We start from the raw sequence: 18,969 nt of genomic DNA on the forward strand, positions 1-18,969 counted from the left end.
CCTACGTACTTTTTAGTGCCTGTACACTAGCCGGATTAAACGCCGATAGAGGTATCGAACAAGGAGGAAGACGCTGATGGAGCGTAAAAAATATAATATTTCGGTAGAAGCAACGCTGGAGGTGATTGGCGGCAAATGGAAGTGTGTTATTCTCTGTCACCTGACACATGGAAAAAAACGTACCAGCGATCTGAAGCGAATTATGCCTGCAATTACCCAGAAGATGCTGACACAGCAGCTTAGAGAGCTGGAGGATGATGGCATTGTCAACCGAATTGTATACAATCAGGTACCGCCCAAAGTAGAGTATGAGCTGAGTGAATACGGATGGAGTCTGGAGCCAATTCTGAACGCTCTTTGTAATTGGGGGGATCAGCACATCATCAAGGAGTATGGCGATAAATCAGCAGTTCTGGAGGATAACGGGCTCAATGATTTTAATACTGACAACGACAAGGAGCTGGTCAAACCATGAGGTATGAAATTTTATATGATGGCGCATTTGCTATGCTCAAGGTGGAGTTGCAGCGCGGGGAACGTTTCAAGGCTGAGAGCGGAGCTATGGTGTCCATGACACCGACGGTTGATCTGAAGGGCTCCGCCGAAGGCGGCATGTTTGCCGGATTCGGGCGGATGCTGAGCGGGGAGAAGTTTTTCTTTCAGGAGCTAACAGCAGCGGGAGGCTCTGCGGAGATATTGCTTTCCCCTTCTGCCATGGGCGATGTGCAGGCTATCGAACTGGATGGTTCCTATTCTCTTTATGTACAGAAGGATGGATTTCTGGCAGGAACCGAAGGGATACAGGTGAACACCAAAATGCAAAATCTGAAGAAAGGTCTTTTTTCCGGAGAAGGCTTCTTTATCGTTGAAATCAGTGGACGAGGCACGGTCTTCCTGTCCTCTTACGGTGCGATCCATCCTATGCATCTGGCCGCTGGCGAAGAGGTTATTGTGGACAATGCACATCTGGTGGCCTGGCCTCAATACATGGATTATCGCATTGAAAAAGCATCCCAGGGCTGGTTGTCCAGCGTGACCAGCGGGGAAGGCTTGGTTTGCCGCTTCCGCGGAGAGGGCACGGTTCTCATCCAGAGTCGAAATCCACAAGGATTTGGTCAATGGGTGAAACAGTTTATTCCTACACGATAAATAAGGTTATTATTTCAAAATATAACATGGTAAAGATGCAACGGATGTATGTTCCGAAGCGTTATTACTAACAGACTTGTTATACGATGGAGACACATCTCAGCTTCACAAGATCGTACATCACGGAGGTATAAGAATGAAAAGCTCACGATACACCAATCCGCAAGATAGTCCAGGATACCTGTTATGGCAGGTGACTACGATGTGGCAAAAGGAAGTGCGGCGGGTGCTGGAGCCGCTTGAGCTGACACAGCCGCAATTTATTTTACTGCATTCCTGTTTATGGCTTAATGAGCGTGACTTTGAAGGCAAGGGAGTTACCCAGGTTCAGATTGCTCAGTTCGCCAATGTGGATGTTAACGTGACTTCCCAGGTTCTTCGCACCCTTGAAAAGCGGGGATATATTAAACGTGCTCGTCATCAGACGGATACACGGGCAAATATTATTACAACCACCCCTGAAGGCACAAGACTAGCCATCGAAGGCATGAATCTTGTTGAAGAATCAGACAAAAATTTCTTTGAGCTTCTGGCTGAGCGCAAGGATGGCTACATGGAAATTATGCAGGAATTTATTCGACACAAAACGGATCAATAATACTTATCTTTAGATAGTCACTAAGCTGCAATTGAATGAAAGTAACAGCGTGTTCTCATGCATTAAATTTTTTTTTATAGCTTTGGCGAAAAATGACGAAAAAAAGAATAAACCTTCCTGTTTACGGAATCCGTAAGGCAGGAAGGTTTATTTGGTATGACCATCTATTCCAGCCGATAAGCTGCAAACGGCTCGCCGTGGCGGAAGTCCTCACTAAGCTGGTCCAGTTCGGATAGCAGCTCATGCGGCAGCTTTAATTCCAGGCTGGCCAGATTGTGCTCAAGCTGCTTGGTCTGTGTCGCACCAACAATAACCGTGGATACTGCGGGGCGTGTCAGCAACCAGGCCAGAGACAGCACACTTGGAGAGCAGCCGTATGCTTCTGCTCTGGCACTCACCTGTTCACTAAGCTTGATGTTGTGCTCTAACAGGAAACGGTTAAAGGACGGATCGGTCTCTGCCCTGGAGCCAGCCGGCACGCTGGCTTGTCCATTATATTTGCCCGTGAGAATACCTCCAGCCAGCGGGAAATACGGGATAATGCCTACTCCCTGATCCAGACACATGGGAACGAGTTCATTCTCGGGTGTGCGATCGGCAAGGGAGTAGCTGGTCTGTGTGGAGATATAGCGTGCATAACCGCGCATGTCACTGATGCCGAGCGCTTTCATCAGCTCCCAGGCGGCATAGTTGGAGGCGCCGATATAGCGCACTTTGCCGGACGTGATCATGTCGTCCAGTGTGCGCAGGGTTTCATCCAGCGGGGTATGCGGGTCAAAGGTATGGATCTGGTACAGATCAACATAATCCGTTTGCAGACGCCGCAGGCTATGTTCCAGCTCTTGCTGGAGATGGTAGCGCGAGGAGCCGCGACCATGAGGACCATCATGCCGGGGCAAGCCGGCTTTGGTTGCAAGCACCGCGTTTTCACGACGACCGGCAAGGGCCTCTCCGATAATTCGTTCTGATTCTGTGCCAGCATAGATGTTGGCGGTGTCGATAAAGTTGATGCCTTGATCCATCGCTGCATGAATAATGCGGGTGGAGGTGGCCTGATCGGCCCTTTTGCCAAATGCATTCGTGCCCAGTCCCAGTGCCGAGACCCGCAGACCGCTGTTGCCTAAACGTCGATACTCCATCGTTCATCGCTCCTTCTATGTCTGATATTGTATAGCCGATTATAACGTAATCTATTGAAAAGGTGTTATTAATATAGTTAAATGAATGAAGAAACCGCTATTATAAAGGAGATATGATGGAGAACAGTGTTGCACATTTAACTCGCCGGAAGCCAAAGAAACCGAAGAAGAAATGGAAGAAACCTCTGATCATAACTTTCAGCATACTGATTGTGCTGGGGGGACTTGGGTTTATCTATCAAAAGGAACTTGTCAGGCTGGGTTTTAATATGTTCGCCGCAGGTACGGTAAAGGAAGCGCTGGACAAATCCTATAAAGGCGTTGGTGATCGAGAGGCTCCTGTTGTACAGCATACCGAACCTTTTTCACTACTGCTGCTAGGTATAGATCAACGAGATAACGAGCCAAGCCGTTCGGATACAATCATCTATTCGGTCGTGCGTCCAGAGGATAATAAAGTGCTGCTGCTGTCCATTCCGCGTGACTCCTACACCGAAATCGTGGGTCGTGATGTGAAGTCCAAGATCAATTCGGCTTATGCTCATGGCGAAGCGAAGATGGCGATGGATACGGTAGAGAAGCTGCTGGAGAACAAGGTAGACTTCTATGCGGCCATTAACTTTCACGGCTTGAAGGATATCGTCGATGCGGTCGGGGGCGTTGAGCTGCCGATCAAGAAAAACATCGAGAACAAAAATAAAGCACATGAGAAGCTGTTCGTTGAAGCCAACAAACCGATCTATAACGGCGAAGAGGCGCTGGGGTATGTACGCTATCGGGAGGATTCCGATTTCAACCGGACAATGCGTCACCGAATATTTCTGAGTGCATTCATGAATCGTGCGCTGGAGGTCAAAAATCTGACCAAAATTCCAGACGTCATCCAGATTGCCGGATCGAATTTCACAACCAATATGACATCGGATTTTATTGTCAATTTTGCCGAGTCTCTATATATGAAGGATAGTGCACCAACCATCAGTAATTACATGCTGAAAGGCGACGGGAAGATGCGCAGCGGTACGTGGTACTACGATCTGTCTGAAGACGATCTGAAATATGTACGCGGTATGATTGCCAGCTGGCTGGACCCGAATACAACACAGCTCATCGAGCCTGAATCAACAGATGAAAGCGGCAAAGCAGATACAAGTGATACAGCAGATAAAAGCTAGATTCACAGCAATGATGAACAGTGAGGCTTTGCAGTCTTGCTGAATATAAGATTATAGAACACCAAAGTACACAGCAGGGCAGTTGCTCTCTGTGTACTTTTTTTGGTGTCGTATAGGTAAGATAGAGGTATGGATATAGGTATTCATACCGGTGTCAGATCCATATATTTTATCGTCTAGGTTATGATCCTAAGAACCAAGGGATGTTACAGCTAAGGGCAGCTTAGAAGTCAGCTGTTCCAGATCCAGCTCCTCTGAACTGTTATCTACAGAGATCAGCTGTATATTTTCCCACGTACAGACGTTGGTTTTCAATCCTTGCACAAAAGCATCCCAGTGCTCCAGCTTCCATCTGTCCCTCTCCAACCCTCGATCTCGCAAGCGCCGTTCAAGCACGTCCATATTTACATCGACCCGGAGCACAACAGGAGTGACCTGTTCCCACCCGTATTTAGACACCAACCCGTCAATGTAATCGCTTTTATGAAAATAACCAACAAAAGGCGCGTCCAGAATAACCGATCTGCCCAGTTGCAGATTGTCATTGGCCACGTTTAGTAACGTTTCGTACTCCAGATCCATCACGATATCGCGGTAATAGGTGTTGCCGTCACGGTCATGAGGGGAATACCCTTGCGTTTCCAGCAGTTTGGCCGTAAACGTGTTACACAAAACATCTTTATCCAAGTAACAAAAGTGATGCTCGGTAGCCAGCTTCTTGCCAATGGTTGATTTACCCGAGCCAGCGGAGCCAATGAGAAAAATCAGTACAGGTTTCATGCGCAATTCCCCCTACAGAATTTCAGGATCATATCGATCAAGAATGAATTTTACTTTCCAATTCATTAGTTCGCATATACGAACTCGATTCGCGTTGGTGAACATTTGCTTTTAGACTATACTGTTTCTCTCGGAAAAACAATCCCTTTTGGGGAAAAAGAATTCAGAAAAAAATTTTGAGAAAGCGGTTGATATTTTCGGAATAGCTGATCTATAATGAGGGCATCGTTCGGTGATGTGAAATAAGTTCACATATGCGAACTTCGACGTCGAAGAATTTGAAGGAGATAACATGGACAATATTCGCATGAATAAATCTGCGGAGCGTGTAGCAGATTTACTCGTTTTATTTGCCAAGAGTGGTGCTCCGTTAACACTGAATGAAATATGCAAACAGATGAACATGCCCAAGAGCAGCGGGTTTGAACTCGTGCAGACCTTGCTGCACAAAGGGTTTATTGAAATGGACGATGCACGTCTCAAGACATATCGCCTGGGTATTGCGGTGTTTGAGACAGGTATGGCTTATTTGTCCAATATGGGCGTTCCCCATATGGCCCGGCCTTTGCTTCAGGAATTGAATCGTCAGACAGGCAGCACGGCCTTTCTTGGCATTGAGGACAAGGGACGGATTGTATATCTGGACAAAGCGGAGAGTTATTCGGTGATGCGTCCAACAGCCAAGCTGGGCTCCCGCCGTTATATGCATACTACCGGGCTGGGTAAGGCGTTGCTTGCAGCTCTTCCGACCAGCAAGGTGCTGGAGATTTTGGGAGACGGCGAGATTCCTTCGCGCACATCCTACTCCAAAGTGACGGTTCCCGATATTTTGCAGGACATGCAGGAGATTCGCGAGCGCGGTTACTCTATTGATGACCGTGAGGATCATCTGGAGATGTACTGTATCGGGTCTGCTGTCTATGATCAGTGGGACGAGCCTGTGGCTGCAATCAGTGTGGCTAGCATGTATTCCGGCATGACCCCGGAACGTGAGGCCAGCATTGTAAAGCTGGTTAAAGAAGCCGCATGGAAGCTCTCAGGTCAGCTGGGCTACAGCGGTGATCGCTTGTATCCGCAAAGACAAGAGTAGGCTTATGGAAGTGCAGATTAATAGAAACAAGACATATGAGTTAAGGGGGATACAGATATGTGGCGTAAGCTGGAGAACATGAACACCATTGCCGAAACCGGCATTGTACTGATTATTCGATCAGAAAGTGAAGAAGAGGCACTATCCGTTGCAGAAGCAGCAATTGCAGGAGGAATCCGGGCACTTGAAATTACGATGAGTGTACCGGGAGCACTGGATGTTATCAAGGTTTTATCACGTAAATATGCTTCCCAAGGTATTCTGATCGGTGCAGGTACAATTCTCGATGGGGAAACGGCGCGAGCGGCCATACTGGCTGGAGCAGAGATGCTGGTGAGTCCTCAACTCAACCCTGATATGATCAAGGTGGCCAACCGTTACCAGGCAGTTACAGTCAGTGGGGCATTCACTGCCAAGGAGATCGTTGAGACGCTTGAAGCTGGAGCAGATATCGTGAAGCTGTTCCCGGCGGAAGCTGTAGGGCCGCAGTATGTAAAAGCGATGTCTGCGCCTCTGCCTCAAGCTGCAATCGCGCCTACGGGTGGAGTTACGCCGCAAAATGTGCATGAGTGGCTTGCTGCTGGCTGTGTTGGCGTTGGTGTCGGCAGTTATATCACCAAAGCTGCCAAGGATTCCGGTGATTACGGACGAGTAACGAAGGCTGCTGAAGAGTTTTTGCAGGCTGTAGCTGCTGCGCGCTAATTGGCTCAAGCAAGTCAGATGACCCGTGCACGTGTAAACGAAGTTCACAGCGATCAGGGTGCTGCACTAAGCTGATCGTTGTGAGCAAGCAGGGGGACGAAAGTCTGGAGTTTGTTGGGACAGCTGTAGAAAAATAAAGCGATTTTACCCAGTTATGAAAACGTATACTTCAGTAAAACCTTCCCCTTACTGGGGAGCAGAAGGGCTTATTCAAACCTATAACTTCCATATTTATTCATTATATATAATTTGAGTAATTTAATATTTATATATGTTGAGGAGAGTGACTTCCATGGCAACGTTAAAACCATCGCCATCCCCTGCTTCGGTACCTCAAGCACCAAAAGTAGGTTTGAGATGGGGCATCATTTTATTATTGCTCCTGGGTGCCGTTGTAAACTATTTGGACAGATCCAATCTAAGCATTGCAAATACAACGATAGCAGCAGAATTCGGGCTGTCTTCCACGCAAATGGGTTTGCTGTTATCCGCCTTTTTATGGCCTTATGCGTTGGCTAATCTGCCAGCAGGCTGGCTCGTGGACAAGTTTGGACCTAAAAAGATGTTTGCCTGGGCGTCTGGACTGTGGTCTGCGGCTACCATATTGAGTGCATTTACCAATACGTACTCTCTGTTATACGCGATGCGTATGCTGCTGGGTGTATCCGAATCTCCTTTCTTTACCTCCGGTCTGAAGGTAACCGAGCGCTGGTTTGCCAAGAGTGAGCGGGGCCTGCCAACCTCGATTATTAACACGGGTTCACAGATTGCGAATGCGATCGCACCGCCGCTTTTGACGGTTCTAATGTTGACGATGACGTGGAGAGGTATGTTTATTTTTGTCGGTGTCATTGGTCTGATTATTATGCTGATCTGGCTCAAGGTGTATCGTGATCCGACATTTGCCGAAAAGCAGCTGATCAAAGGGCCGGAGGCGGTAGCTGAACAGAGCACAGGTACGGAAAAAGCAAAAACTGCTGATGCTCCCAAAGCAAACTGGGGTTCTTTGTTCAAATACAAAAGCACCTGGTTTATGATCATCGGAAATTTCGGCATTATGTTTACGATCTGGGTATACCTGACATGGCTGCCAAGCTATTTGGAGAAGGAGCAGGGCTTTACGCTGAAGGAAACGGGCTGGATTGCATCGATTCCGTTCGTAGCCGGAATTATCGGTGTGCTGTTGGGCGGTTTAATCTCGGACTTTTTCATTCGAAAAGGGGTAAATGTAGTAACCTCACGTAAGGTTCCTATCGTTGGAGGAGCTATTCTGGCCGCAGCGTCGGTAGCACCTATCCCGTTCATCGACAGTACGGTCGTAAGCATCGTTTTATTGTCTGTAGGTTACTTTGCTTCGCAGCTGCCATCAGGTGTCATATGGACACTGGCTGCAGATATTGCTCCGGGTGAACAAGTAGCCTCCTTGGGTGCAATACAGAACTTTGGCGGATTCCTGGGCGCTGCGCTTGCTCCCGTTGTAACCGGATACATCCTGGACACGACAGGCAGTTTTAATAATGTATTTTTACTTGGCGCAGGGCTGCTGCTTCTGGGTGCTCTGTCCTATGGTGTATTTTTGAAAAAACCAATCCCTAAAACGACTCACTAAGACGGCTAAAAGGAAAATTACTTTCTACTACCTTAGTAGAGAAAGGTTGTTCAGTCATCGGAGTGGGTTGTGTAAAATCATTAGCCCAACTTATACAGCTTCAATAAACAAGCATCAGCATCTTCCGGCATCTGTGATATCACAGACCTGAAGTGCTGGTGTTTTTTTATGCAACGGGCTCAGAAGTGGATCGGATGGAAAGTTATCATGAAAACCTCAATTTTTGACATAAGTATAGTAAAATATAGGAAAACATCTTATGACAACCAATGGAGGAAGTCCATGAAGGAATTTAAGGATCGGCTTGAGCAGGTTCAGGCGCAGCAGAAACAGCTGGCGAAGGAATATCAGGCGCTGCTGCAAGAATACCAGTCGGATGATCTCATTGTGCGTAATGAACAGCTGCTGGAACAGACTGAAGCCCAGAAGCTCAAGCTGCAGCAGCTTGAACTGCGTGCACGCAAGATGGAAGAGGAGAATGCGCGTCTTCGCATGGCGTTGTCCGAGCAGATGCTGGATGAGAAGCTGAATCTGATCCGGGTATCCCGGGAGAAGATGGAGACGTATTTTCAAGGGAAAACAGCAGTACATAACGACCAAATCAGCTACTTGGAGCATCGCACCAAGTCCAATCTGAATGCTCTCTTCAATCAGGCTGCCCAGCATTTGCAGGAGGATGCAGCGGAGATAAAGGAGCGGATTGCCTATCTGGCAACCGAGGTGAATGCACGTATCGAATCGCACAAGCAGGCGGTATGGGAGAGAGCCGAGGCTGTGCGCGGCCAGATGCAGCATGCTTATGAGCAGATGACGGAAGAAGAACTGAGTGAAGAGACGATCCAGCGCCGGATCAAGCAGAACCGGATGGAGATGCGGATCGGGCTGAGCTGGATTAACAAGGTGGCGATACTGCTCCTGATTCTGGGGGTTGGCGCAGCCTTCCGATACTCGTATTCGACGTGGTTTAGCGATGAGATGAAGGGCGCAGGCTTTTTTCTGCTCGGCATATTGATGCTTGTGGGCGGTGAGCTGCTGTTCCGGCGGAAACAGAAAACATTTGCAATGGGACTACTCGGCGGAGGCATATCTGTGCTGTTTGGTTCGATTTTCTACAGTTATTTCCTGCTGCATATTATCGGGCTGTATACAGGTCTGGGTTTATCTGTGCTGGTGTCGGCGGTGTCCGTCCTGCTGTCCTTGCGGTATCAGTCGAAGACGATCTGTTCTTTGGGTCTAGTAGGCGGGTATCTGCCCTTCTTCTCTTACCTGTTTACGTTTGGACTGGAAGGCACAGCGGTCTATACCGCGATGATCTATCTGTTATTACTGAACGGCATTATTGTCTTTATTTCATTCGGGCAGAGATGGCCGGTGGTGCACTATATCAGCTTTCTGTTCCACGCGCCATCCATGCTGATTCTGCTGTGGCTGTCGCCGAGTGAACAGGTGGGTATGCTGTATTCTGTGGTGACTTTTGCTCTTTATTTGGGTATTACGCTGGCGTATCCGTTTAAACATCGGGTGAAGCTGACCTGGTGGGATTTTGCTTTGTTAGCGATGAATACGAGCTTGAGTTGTCTTGTTCTATATGTATTGCTTGATGCGGCGGGCTGGAATGATGCACAGGGCTTGCTTGCTGTTATTTTTGCACTTGTCTATCTTGGACTTGCGAGGTTTGTTCAGCGACATATGGCGCAGGAGAAGCAGACAATTCTACTTTTCTATCTTACGTCGCTCACCTTTACAATTCTGTTTGTTCCGTTCCAGTTTGGTTCAAAATGGCTGTCGATGGGCTGGCTGATTGAAGGTGTGCTGCTTGTTACGTTTGGACATTTCAGAAAATTCAAGGCAGTTGAGCGCGCAGGCTGGGGCATCGTGCTGCTGTGTATTGTAATCTTTGTTCAATATGACCTGCTGTCTTTATTCTTTGTAGGGGAACAGTCTTACTTCATGTTGAAATACTCCAGCCTTACGCTTGGCACATTGCTGATCACGCTCTATTATGCTTGGGCACTGCGCGGCAGCTCCTCTACGGGAAATGGGCAAAGGATCAATTATGCCCCATGGGAGCGCGGTTTCCTGGAAGGCTTCAGGGTTGCGACCCTGGTGAACGTATGGTTATACGTACTCTACGAGTCGAATGAATTGTATGTAAGAGCTGTGGATGAGAGCTTCCTGTTATACATGTTCTACAAGCTGCTTATGTTTGCGGCACTGACGATTGCACTGGCGTATGGGCTGGGTAAAGTGAGGCTGCTTCGTGACGCATTCCTGCGGGGGTACACCCTTTTCCTGCACGCAGTCGGATGCTGTATTGCACTGGCTGTTACCTTGACGATGCCGGCATTGCAGCCGGGGGTTGAGCAGCATACGGCCGCCGAGATTGTCGGGCTCATCGTGCTGATTATTTTCAACGTAGGTGTATTCTTCGCCGGGCGTGACCTGCTCATTGCAGGCATTCGTGGTCAGTTCAAAAGTGTGGAGTGGTATCCTGTTATTGCGGGGATATACCTGCTGGGTGTTATTACGGTGTTCCTGACCATTCAGTTCCAGTGGGGCGATATCGGGCTGATGTTCAGCCTGATCTATCTGGTGCTGGCGATTCTCTATATTGCGTACGGATTCCGTCGAAAATACGTCATGATCCGGCGTCTCGGTCTGGGTCTGACGCTGTTCGCCACAGGCAAGATGGTGTTCTACGATGTCAGTCTGTTGACGGCAGGCAGCAAAATCATTGCGTATTTCAGCTTTGGCCTGCTGTTGCTGGGTATATCGTATCTGTATCAGAAGGTGTCTAGCCGGATGGAGGAGATTCAGGCGAGAGAGAACGGCGCGAAGGGTGAAGACGGTGGAGCAGATGCGGGTGCGTCAAATACACAAGACGGATCAGATATACCAAATGCATCTGAGACAAGTGCATCAGATTCATCTAATGCGTCCAGCACACACACATCGGTCAAACCGGATGAGGAAGAGGACTGAGGCTCTACAGGATCATCTTTTCATAAGTATAGTTTGAAAAACGCTGCGCTTGGGACGCTGTAACTTCGTTCGACGTTGTGAGAGGACTCTGGAATGGTAATGATTATGATTTCAGAGTCCTTTATTATTTTAATCTCTGTTGGTGTGCTTCACCATCAGTGCTAGGGAATGGCTTGATACAGCTCGGTCATCAGGTCTGCCAGTTCACCCTGCGGCACAATCCGCCGATGATTGATGTCGGTGGGTGTCATATAGAAAACAACCTTCCCCTGCTCTAACATCGTTACATGGAAGAGAACTCCAGTTGTATCTTCCTGTTCTGGATCAGGAGTGATGTTCAAGTGCCGTATTTTTTCGATCCAGTCCTGAATCAGTCTTGGATCTGTAGTTTTTTTGGTAAAGCCATCACTGCCGCTCATGATTTCAATCGAATCGATCTTCGTGATGTCGCCCGGATAGAACGTTTCCAGTGCTTTTGGTGTGTTATTCGCCTCGGTTTGTTTGGGCAGATCAGAGCGCTGACAGCTGCTAAGGATTAATGCAACCAAAAGAGCACATGTGATGGCATGAATTGTATTCTTGTTCAACATGATCCCTCCCGTTATTCAGTAAATGGAGTATGGATTGGAAATGTTCCGTAGAGATGACATTCGTGAAACGTTTTGTACCCAAGTCGCGTTTATAATAGAGTGGCTTCCGCATTTTAAGGCTGACTGTTCATGCGAAGCCATGAGATTTCGGAAGCTGAAGTTCCTTTTGGTGATACACCGCTATCGTCACTAACGCGAGACAGCACAGTTAAGGTGATGGATAAAGCAAAGGCAAGCAGCACATAGATCAGAATGTTTCTTTTCTTCATGGGAATTACCTCTCTTGTTGTATAAGCTAAGCATCACTCCGGCCATTATGAGAAAAAAAGCACAACGTCTGGTATAGTAATAGAGAACCGATGTTTGTCCAGGCTATGGTGGTCCTGTATATCACTATATGGAATGGCAGGCATGCAAACAATGGAACAAATCTGATGAATTTATCAGACTATATAAGTTGAATGATTCAGTTACACTTAGACGAAGAGGACAGAAAAAACCTGAAAAAGCGGAGCGGTCGCCTTTATCACGGGATTTTACCTTTGAATATAGAAATAAAAAAATCTGGGGATAACAGCGATTGGAAGGTTGTTCTGTCATCGGAGTGTCCTGTGTAAACATTTTTAATTCAACTTGTACTTGAATGAAAAGATAGAGATCGAGTGATCGTTGAAGGTGGGGAATAACATGCGGGAGACGGCCAAAATCGTCATTCGTACGCCAGGACAGGAGAGCGACGGTTCATTCGCTTATGTTAGCCAGGGCCGCTCGATTACCGTGGGGCGTTACACAGGTGTGAGTGAACTGGACTTGTCCATTTATAATCAGATGATATCGAAGCGGCACTGCCGCATCCATTATGACACGAAGGAACAGCTCTGGGTGGAGGATCTGGATAGCAAAAATGGAACTGAACTCAATGGACAGCGCCTTGTCCCTTATGAGAAATATCCGTTTGATGAAGGGGACAGCCTGACACTCGTCAACGGTCTGATCCAGCTTCGGGTGGAGGGTGATCTCGGAGAGACGAGAGAGTATCGGATATCCGACCTGCTGGGTGAGGGTGTGCGCTTGCAGGATCATCTGCAGACAGTGCAGGTGAACGAGGATGAAATTCCGCTGTCCAAGAAGGAGTATCAGCTGTTCAAGCTGCTTTACAGCGAGCTGGATCACTTTGTCACGAGGGAGCAGATTATCGCTCAGGTGTGGCCGGAACGGAGTATGCTGGAGAGTGATCCGGTGGGCATCGACGAGATTAACTCGCTGATCTACCGCACGAATCGCAAGCTGGGCATTCATTTTACAATTAAATCCGTCTACAAAAAAGGGGTCTACATGAAATCTCATGTCGGTGAGACGAACGAATAGACGCATCGCAGCCTCTAAACAGTATTGCTAAGGAATTGAGCAAGTAATAATGATCAGTCTTGAAAAAAATACGGACAAAGGGAAGCTTCTGCGCGATCATAGACCGCCGGAGCTTCCCTTTGTTATGATGAGGACATGATGATTATTCAATATATTCCATGGCTCATTGCCGTGTTGACTCTAATCGCAGTGATATGCATTGTCATTGTAAGCTGGAAAAACGGAATCTCGCCCATGCCTGCATCTCGCCCGGTCAGGCAGGTGGTAATCCAGGAGGTCAATCGTATACCGGGTTATGCAGATATTATGGAGGCCGGTTCGGGATGGGGAACCCTTGGTATGGATGTCGTAAAGCATTGTCCAGGCAAAAGACTGACGGGCATCGAAAACTCATTCATTCCACTGTGGGCTTCGCAATGGATGACATGGCTTAGTACAGGGCTGCACCGTGCTGGAGCTGTGATCGGAACCGGGAGAGGGAAGCAGCGGCATTCGTTCAAGGGACGTCTTCGTTTTATTCGCGGTAACATATACACCTGTTCTTATGCTCATGCCGATGGTGTGATCTGTTACTTGTTCCCGGGGGCCATGACCCGACTTGCGGACAAGTTCAAGCGTGAGCTGCCGCCAGGCGCGCGAGTAATCAGCGTCTGTTTTGCATTGCCGGGCAAAGAGCCGCTGCGCACCATCACCTGCCGCGATGCACTGCGAACCAAGGTGTATGTGTATGCTTTTTGAGATGCAGCTTCCACGTCAGAACAAGCATAGATAATAAGACTTGATGAAATCAACCTTGTTTTGACGTGGTTATAGAAAAAGAAGCTAACCCTTGTGCTGATAATCCGTTTGCGATCCAGTTTGCACAACGCTCCAAGGTATACAGAACACCAGAGAAGATTACAAATACGATTCCGATAATTTCATAGAACCTTTCTTTCATCTAATCACTCCTTATGCTTGTTCTTCTAAACTTGATGCCAAGCCACTATAGTTCTCATTTTAAATAACCCTCAGATGCAGGGATTGGTTATATAACTTCAAAGCGACCAGTGGGCTTGTATAAAAAAAGTCCTTCTCAGAGATCGATCGGCTTGGATAAGCATGATGATGATCATGCCAAATCCCCCGAAACATAGCAGGTTCGAGTGATTTATTTCTAACGATTCCCAGAGACGCTATTGGCATCAATTTAAGCACTATGAAAATCTAACGATTCCTGGTGATGCTATTTCGTGAGAAATACCGCATTTTGCACGTTTTTCGTTGTTTTTTCCTGAAATAAGATCACTGGGAATCGTTAAGATCTAAAAGGGGTATTTTTCAGCTATATAAGGCTTGTGGGATTCGTTAGAATCTGGAGATAGGTTGAGAAGAGCGGTCTACTAGATTAAGCGCCGCCGGGAAGTAGTATGTTCCTTGAGTGTTTAATCTGTAAAATAAAACTAGACCCGGAGCTCACACGTACTGTGTGATTTCCAGGTCCAGTTTTTTTAGTTGAGCATTACAACGTAACTGTGTGCTCTGTCATGCTCAGCTCTTTATCATCCGTTATTTTGCCGAATCTGTAGTACCCGATGTACTTGTAGTTCCCGTTGTTTCGGTTGTACCTGTGGATGTACCGGTTTGTGAACGATTCCGTCCACCGCCGAATCCGCCTTGCCCACCGCCTCCGAAGCCGCCCATGCCGGAGCGGGCTGTTGTTACGCCTGATTCGTTCACCCAGGTTACATTACTTGTAGACTGGAAGGCAACGAACTGAGTACCGCCGCTATACGTACCGCCAGTGTATAGTCCATCTGTTGCCGTACCTGTTGATGTTCCGCCAGTATAGATAACGTAAGATCCATCTGCTTTCAGGTCTGGCGAGCTAATCACTACGCTTTGATAATCTTTGGCTGGTGCAAACGTCAGAATGTTATTTCCGTTGCTGTCCTGAACATGAACCAGCGTTCCTGCTTTTTGTGTTTCAGGGAAGGTCATGACAAGGGTATTTTGCGTTGAAGCATCCGAAGTGCCTTGTGCCATACCCGAGCTTCCTGCTGCCACCAGAACTCCGCCACTGATCACAAATGTTCCATCATAATCCAGTGGACCGTTGCCGTTATTCGTTGGGCCATTCACTATAACCGTTCCGCCTGTCATCGTAATGGAACCATTCGCATCCAGACCGTCACCGCCAGCATTCACGGTGAGGGAGCCGCCGTTGATGTGAAGCTCGTTATTGCCAGATGATTCACCAGGCATTCCCCCTGGACCGCGGCTTTGCTGATTAGCATCCGTAGCTTGGGCAGTCGTGCTGGTTGTCGAAGTGGCCGCTGTTGCTCCCGTGGTTGCTTTGTTTGTACCTGCAGCAGAAGTGCTGTCACTTGCGGCTTTATCCGTTGTGCTAGCTGCTTGGTCACTCGTTGTTGTCATGTCGCCAGCGGCATTTACACCGTCATCTGAAGCCGTTACATCAACATCTCCGTCGTTCAAAGTGATGATAGAACCTTCAAGTCCTTCATAACTTTTGGTGATTTTGATCGTTCCACCGTTAATCGTCAGTGCCTGATCGGCATGCATGCCGTCATCTCCGGATTGAATGGTGAAGGTTCCGTCATTCACAGTAACATTGCTGTTGCTGTGCAGGGAATCATCCATGGAATCAATCGTGTATGTTCCACCATTCACGGTGAGGTCTGTGCCTGCTTTAAGTGCCTTAGCACTTGAGGATTCTTCCTCTGTTGTGGTCGTAGCGTTGTCTGTATCAGCATTGGAATCCGACTCTGCTGAAGCGCTGGAGGAAGTGGATGCAGCCGACTTGGTTGAAGTGGCTGATGTCCCGCTGCTGGTGTTGGCTGCAGCTTTGGTTCCAGCATTCGTTGTTGTGTTTGTGCCAGTCTGTGTACCTGTGTTCGAACTGCTGCCATTAGGCATCGCTGGCATATCGGCAGGTGGTTCGCCATCCGGTGGTGTGCCCATATCAGTTGGAGGTGTACCGCCATTCATCGGACCACCACCGCCAAAGCCGCCACCAAACCCGCCGCCGGGGCCTTCTTCGACCTTAGCTGGTGCATTCGCGCTGCCGCCAGCCGTCATGATATTATACGTACCGCCGTCCGTAACAAGTAAAGTTTCCGCTTGAATGCCGTCGCTTCCGCTCTCAATGTTGAAGGTTCCGTCTGCAATGGCGACAAACCCTTTGGTTGTATCCGTATCATTGGTCGATTTAATGCCGTCACCTTCAGCTTTGATCGTAATCGTGCCAGCCTGAATCGCAACCATGTCTTTTCCTTTAATACCATCGTCAGCTGCTTTGACGTCGATTGAACCGCTGATGATTTTGAGATCATCCTTGCTTGTGATGCCTTCATTATAGTTGCCTGTGACGGTCAACTGACCGGCACCATTAAATGTAAGGTCAGCTTTGCTGAAGATGGCCGCATCCGGCTCATCGGTGCTGCTATCTGCGTATACGTAGGTTTTGCCATCGGAAACTGCGTTTTTGGTTCCTTTTTCAAGCGTGATTACTGCTTTGCCAGCCTTTTGAATGTAGATGCCTGCACTGTCATTATCGTGGATTGTTGCTCCGTTTAACACGAGATGAACTATGCCTTTATCTGCGACATTAACTACGATCTGACCATCAGTCAGCTCACCGCTGAGCACATATGTCCCTGCTTCCGAGATGGTAACGGAGCCATTAGCAGCCTTCGCACCGGAACCTGTTACGGTTGCTGTAGTTCCATTCAGTTTGATCATGGTGGAATCTGCTTCAGTCCAGCTTACATTGGTGTCATCCGCATCCAGAGAGACCAGGTCGGCATATTTCACGGATGTTGATTCGCTAACCGATACCGTTTTGGTTGTGCCTGTTGTAGAGACGGCTGCATTGGCTGTACTGCTTGTCGTTGCCGGAGCACTGCATGCTGCGAGCAGACTGGTAATCATGGCAATGGACCAAAGTTTGCTGCCTGTCATTATACTTTTACTCTTCTGAGAATTTTTCTTCATCATATAAATCGTTCCTCTCTTAAATCATAATGGGTACAATTGAACAAAAGCTTAATATTCTGTCGTTGGGCTCATTGTTAACGAGATATCCAGGTTGCCATTCCGTGTACGGATGGCGTCAAGAAATTGCTTCTGATTCACGCTCTCGTGAATGGTGACACTATATACGAGTTCGTACAGACTGCCGAGCTCGGTGGTTCTGATTTTTTTCAGATCAAACGGGATGTTGAACTTATGGAATACTTCGTTCAGAGCTTCTTCGTAGCTCAGATTTTCAGGAATCGTCACTTTCAATGTCTTCTGCAGACTCTTCTTGCCGCCAAAGTTAAACCGGCTTAATACAAACATCAGTACACACAGGATGACGGTAAACAGAACAGCGTAACCAAAGGCGCCTACACCGCAGGCCAGACCGGATGCCATGGTGAACAGAACGTAAGCAATATCTTTCGGATCACCAGGTGCACTGCGGAAACGGATAATGGAGAAGGCTCCCGCCAAGCTGAACGCCCGGGCGATATTGCTGCCGATAAGCAGAATGATGATGGCAACAATGACGGGTAACACAACCATCGTTAAGGTGAAGCTTTGCGAATAGGTGGCTTGATTGGTTTTCATATAGGTTAGACTGATGATAAGTCCAAGGATAATAGCAAGTCCGATCGTAATTACAGCACTGCCAAAACTTAATGTTGTGTCGTCCAGGGCGGAGCTAAATAATGAATCAAGCATATAGGACACGCTCTCTTTCTCTAATTGATTTTTCTTGTGATGCAGCCGCAGCAGGATCAGCAGGGTTGAAGTCTGTTCCTGGCACCAGTGGCCGTTCGGTCTGATAGTTCAAGTTGGTCGTTCTGACCAGATGTCTGAACTCGTTGCCGTATTTGGAGAAGCCTGTGCGGTACAGCCCATGTTTACAGAGCAGCTGTGATAACCAAAACGGGACCGTTTTCTCCGCTTTAACTTCCATAAGCCAGCGACCATCCTTCACTAACGGCTCGCCGTAATCTCCTTGTTCCAGCTTCAGATCGTATCTGCGGCTGCGGATGTTGGTATCAAAGGTAATGCGGAGATCCCGGCTGTTCTTGTCGAACAACGCTTTGCGTTCATAGGCCAGATACACCTTGGGTTCCAGATCATACAGACGAAGGAAGTATGTAATCTCTTCAACGACCTGTTTATTCATGTAATCCGCAAGGTCCGGTGCCTGTCCTGAACGAACAAATTCATAGGCTTCGTCCAGCTTCAACGCTGTTCTGCGTTTATTAACGAGACCAAATACTTTCTTTTTAATCTCCAGATATACTTTGGCATTTTGCTCAGGTACGCCGTAGGCCCGTAATCTTAGCTTCTCTTTGTATTTCGGTTTGGAGAGGCTGGCCCGAATCAGTGAATCCTGCGGTGTGTCGAAGTACAGGTTGCTGATGGAGTAGTACTCATGCTTTTTGTTGTACGCATCCAGTTCCATATATTCGAGCAGGTCATTATAGAAGTAAGCGTATTGCTCATCCGTCAGCAGGTACTTGCTCTCATACCGGTTGAATACTTCAATCGCCATAATGGTTCATTCCTTTCGGGTTTGAATTTGTATGTTTTGGTTCATCGTGTAGTGCTTTCATGTCTGTATCTTAGCGAAGCAACCTTGAATGAATCTTAAATAATTTTACATTCCGTTAACATTTCTTTTCCTTCATCTATGTAAGTTGAATTAAAGATTTTACACAGTCCACTCCGATGACAGAATAACCTGGAGAGTAGCGGTTATCCCCAGATTTTTTGGATTCCCTTCTCCAA

17 protein-coding genes are annotated in these 18,969 nt (G+C 47.7%); 10 read left to right on the top strand and 7 right to left on the bottom strand.

All coding sequences use genetic code 11. The features are described 5' to 3' along the window. The first annotated feature begins 76 nt into the window (after nt 1-76). The 3 genes from ACQSGY_RS17970 (at nt 77) to ACQSGY_RS17980 (ending at nt 1,747) form a co-directional block, all read left to right on the top strand. Nucleotides 77-475 carry a winged helix-turn-helix transcriptional regulator gene (locus ACQSGY_RS17970; protein ID WP_145404864.1) on the top strand — a complete coding sequence of 133 codons (399 nt, stop codon included), beginning with the start codon at nt 77-79 and terminating at the stop codon, nt 473-475. Next, entirely contained in the window at nt 472-1,149 is a 678-nt protein-coding gene (locus tag ACQSGY_RS17975; RefSeq protein WP_216515246.1) for a TIGR00266 family protein, read from the top strand. The genes ACQSGY_RS17970 and ACQSGY_RS17975 overlap by 4 nt, the downstream gene beginning before the upstream one ends. A 136-nt stretch (nt 1,150-1,285) precedes the next feature. Continuing rightward, entirely contained in the window at nt 1,286-1,747 is a 462-nt protein-coding gene (locus tag ACQSGY_RS17980; protein ID WP_111271249.1) for a MarR family winged helix-turn-helix transcriptional regulator, read from the top strand. 164 nt (nt 1,748-1,911) lie between these two features. Here the strand turns inward: ACQSGY_RS17980 and ACQSGY_RS17985 are convergent, their stop codons facing one another. Continuing rightward, nucleotides 1,912-2,886 carry an aldo/keto reductase gene (locus ACQSGY_RS17985; RefSeq protein ID WP_111271248.1) on the bottom strand — a complete coding sequence of 325 codons (975 nt, stop codon included), beginning with the start codon at nt 2,884-2,886 and terminating at the stop codon, nt 1,912-1,914. A 113-nt stretch (nt 2,887-2,999) separates the two neighbouring features. Here ACQSGY_RS17985 and ACQSGY_RS17990 point away from each other — a divergent pair, with 113 nt between their 5' ends. Beyond that, entirely contained in the window at nt 3,000-4,061 is a 1,062-nt protein-coding gene (locus ACQSGY_RS17990) for an LCP family protein (RefSeq protein ID WP_338067122.1), read from the top strand. Nucleotides 4,062-4,250: 189 nt separating this feature from the next. Here ACQSGY_RS17990 and ACQSGY_RS17995 read toward each other — a convergent pair whose 3' ends face one another. Then, the gene (locus ACQSGY_RS17995) at nt 4,251-4,841 is read right to left on the bottom strand and encodes an AAA family ATPase (RefSeq protein WP_427179585.1); all 591 of its coding nucleotides are present in this window, start codon (nt 4,839-4,841) and stop codon (nt 4,251-4,253) included. Between the two features lie 292 nt (nt 4,842-5,133). Between ACQSGY_RS17995 and ACQSGY_RS18000 the strand changes: the two genes are divergently transcribed. The 4 genes from ACQSGY_RS18000 (at nt 5,134) to ACQSGY_RS18015 (ending at nt 11,224) form a co-directional block, all read left to right on the top strand. Then, nucleotides 5,134-5,931, top strand: coding sequence for an IclR family transcriptional regulator (locus tag ACQSGY_RS18000; RefSeq protein ID WP_251508171.1), 798 nt, complete (start codon nt 5,134-5,136; stop codon nt 5,929-5,931). 57 nt (nt 5,932-5,988) lie between these two features. After that, nucleotides 5,989-6,633, top strand: coding sequence for a bifunctional 2-keto-4-hydroxyglutarate aldolase/2-keto-3-deoxy-6-phosphogluconate aldolase (locus tag ACQSGY_RS18005; protein WP_427179588.1), 645 nt, complete (start codon nt 5,989-5,991; stop codon nt 6,631-6,633). Nucleotides 6,634-6,925: 292 nt separating this feature from the next. After that, nucleotides 6,926-8,242: an MFS transporter gene (locus ACQSGY_RS18010; RefSeq protein ID WP_427179589.1), complete on the top strand. Its 1,317-nt coding sequence runs from the start codon at nt 6,926-6,928 to the stop codon at nt 8,240-8,242. A 282-nt stretch (nt 8,243-8,524) separates the two neighbouring features. Beyond that, the gene (locus ACQSGY_RS18015) at nt 8,525-11,224 is read left to right on the top strand and encodes a DUF2339 domain-containing protein (protein ID WP_427179590.1); all 2,700 of its coding nucleotides are present in this window, start codon (nt 8,525-8,527) and stop codon (nt 11,222-11,224) included. 161 nt (nt 11,225-11,385) lie between these two features. On the opposite strand, the gene ACQSGY_RS18020 is transcribed toward ACQSGY_RS18015, so the two are convergent. Both ACQSGY_RS18020 and ACQSGY_RS18025 read right to left on the bottom strand, forming a co-directional pair. Further along, nucleotides 11,386-11,814, bottom strand: coding sequence for a hypothetical protein (locus ACQSGY_RS18020; protein WP_427179592.1), 429 nt, complete (start codon nt 11,812-11,814; stop codon nt 11,386-11,388). A 113-nt stretch (nt 11,815-11,927) separates the two neighbouring features. Further along, a complete protein-coding gene (locus ACQSGY_RS18025; protein WP_167434045.1) occupies nt 11,928-12,083 on the bottom strand; it encodes a hypothetical protein in 156 nt (51 codons plus the stop codon). Nucleotides 12,084-12,501: 418 nt separating this feature from the next. Here ACQSGY_RS18025 and ACQSGY_RS18030 point away from each other — a divergent pair, with 418 nt between their 5' ends. Further along, complete coding sequence (locus ACQSGY_RS18030) at nt 12,502-13,182, top strand: FHA domain-containing protein (RefSeq protein WP_427179594.1); 681 nt, start codon at nt 12,502-12,504, stop codon at nt 13,180-13,182. Nucleotides 13,183-13,317: 135 nt separating this feature from the next. Beyond that, nucleotides 13,318-13,920 (top strand): class I SAM-dependent methyltransferase, encoded by a 603-nt coding sequence (locus ACQSGY_RS18035; RefSeq protein ID WP_427179596.1) that lies wholly within the window; start codon nt 13,318-13,320, stop codon nt 13,918-13,920. Between the two features lie 810 nt (nt 13,921-14,730). Here ACQSGY_RS18035 and ACQSGY_RS18040 read toward each other — a convergent pair. Genes ACQSGY_RS18040 through ACQSGY_RS18050 form a run of 3 tightly spaced genes read right to left on the bottom strand, consistent with a single transcriptional unit; the run spans nt 14,731 to nt 18,733 of the window. Then, a complete protein-coding gene (locus ACQSGY_RS18040; RefSeq protein ID WP_427179597.1) occupies nt 14,731-17,178 on the bottom strand; it encodes a carbohydrate-binding domain-containing protein in 2,448 nt (815 codons plus the stop codon). A gap of 48 nt (nt 17,179-17,226) precedes the next feature. Further along, nucleotides 17,227-17,907 carry a DUF4956 domain-containing protein gene (locus ACQSGY_RS18045; protein WP_427179800.1) on the bottom strand — a complete coding sequence of 227 codons (681 nt, stop codon included), beginning with the start codon at nt 17,905-17,907 and terminating at the stop codon, nt 17,227-17,229. Further along, entirely contained in the window at nt 17,900-18,733 is an 834-nt protein-coding gene (locus ACQSGY_RS18050; protein WP_216515234.1) for a polyphosphate polymerase domain-containing protein, read from the bottom strand. Before ACQSGY_RS18050 ends, ACQSGY_RS18045 begins: the two co-directional genes overlap by 8 nt. Nucleotides 18,734-18,969: the final 236 nt, after the last annotated feature.

Source organism: Paenibacillus sp. TC-CSREp1 (assembly GCF_050171015.1).
GTDB lineage: Bacteria > Bacillota > Bacilli > Paenibacillales > Paenibacillaceae > Paenibacillus > Paenibacillus silvae.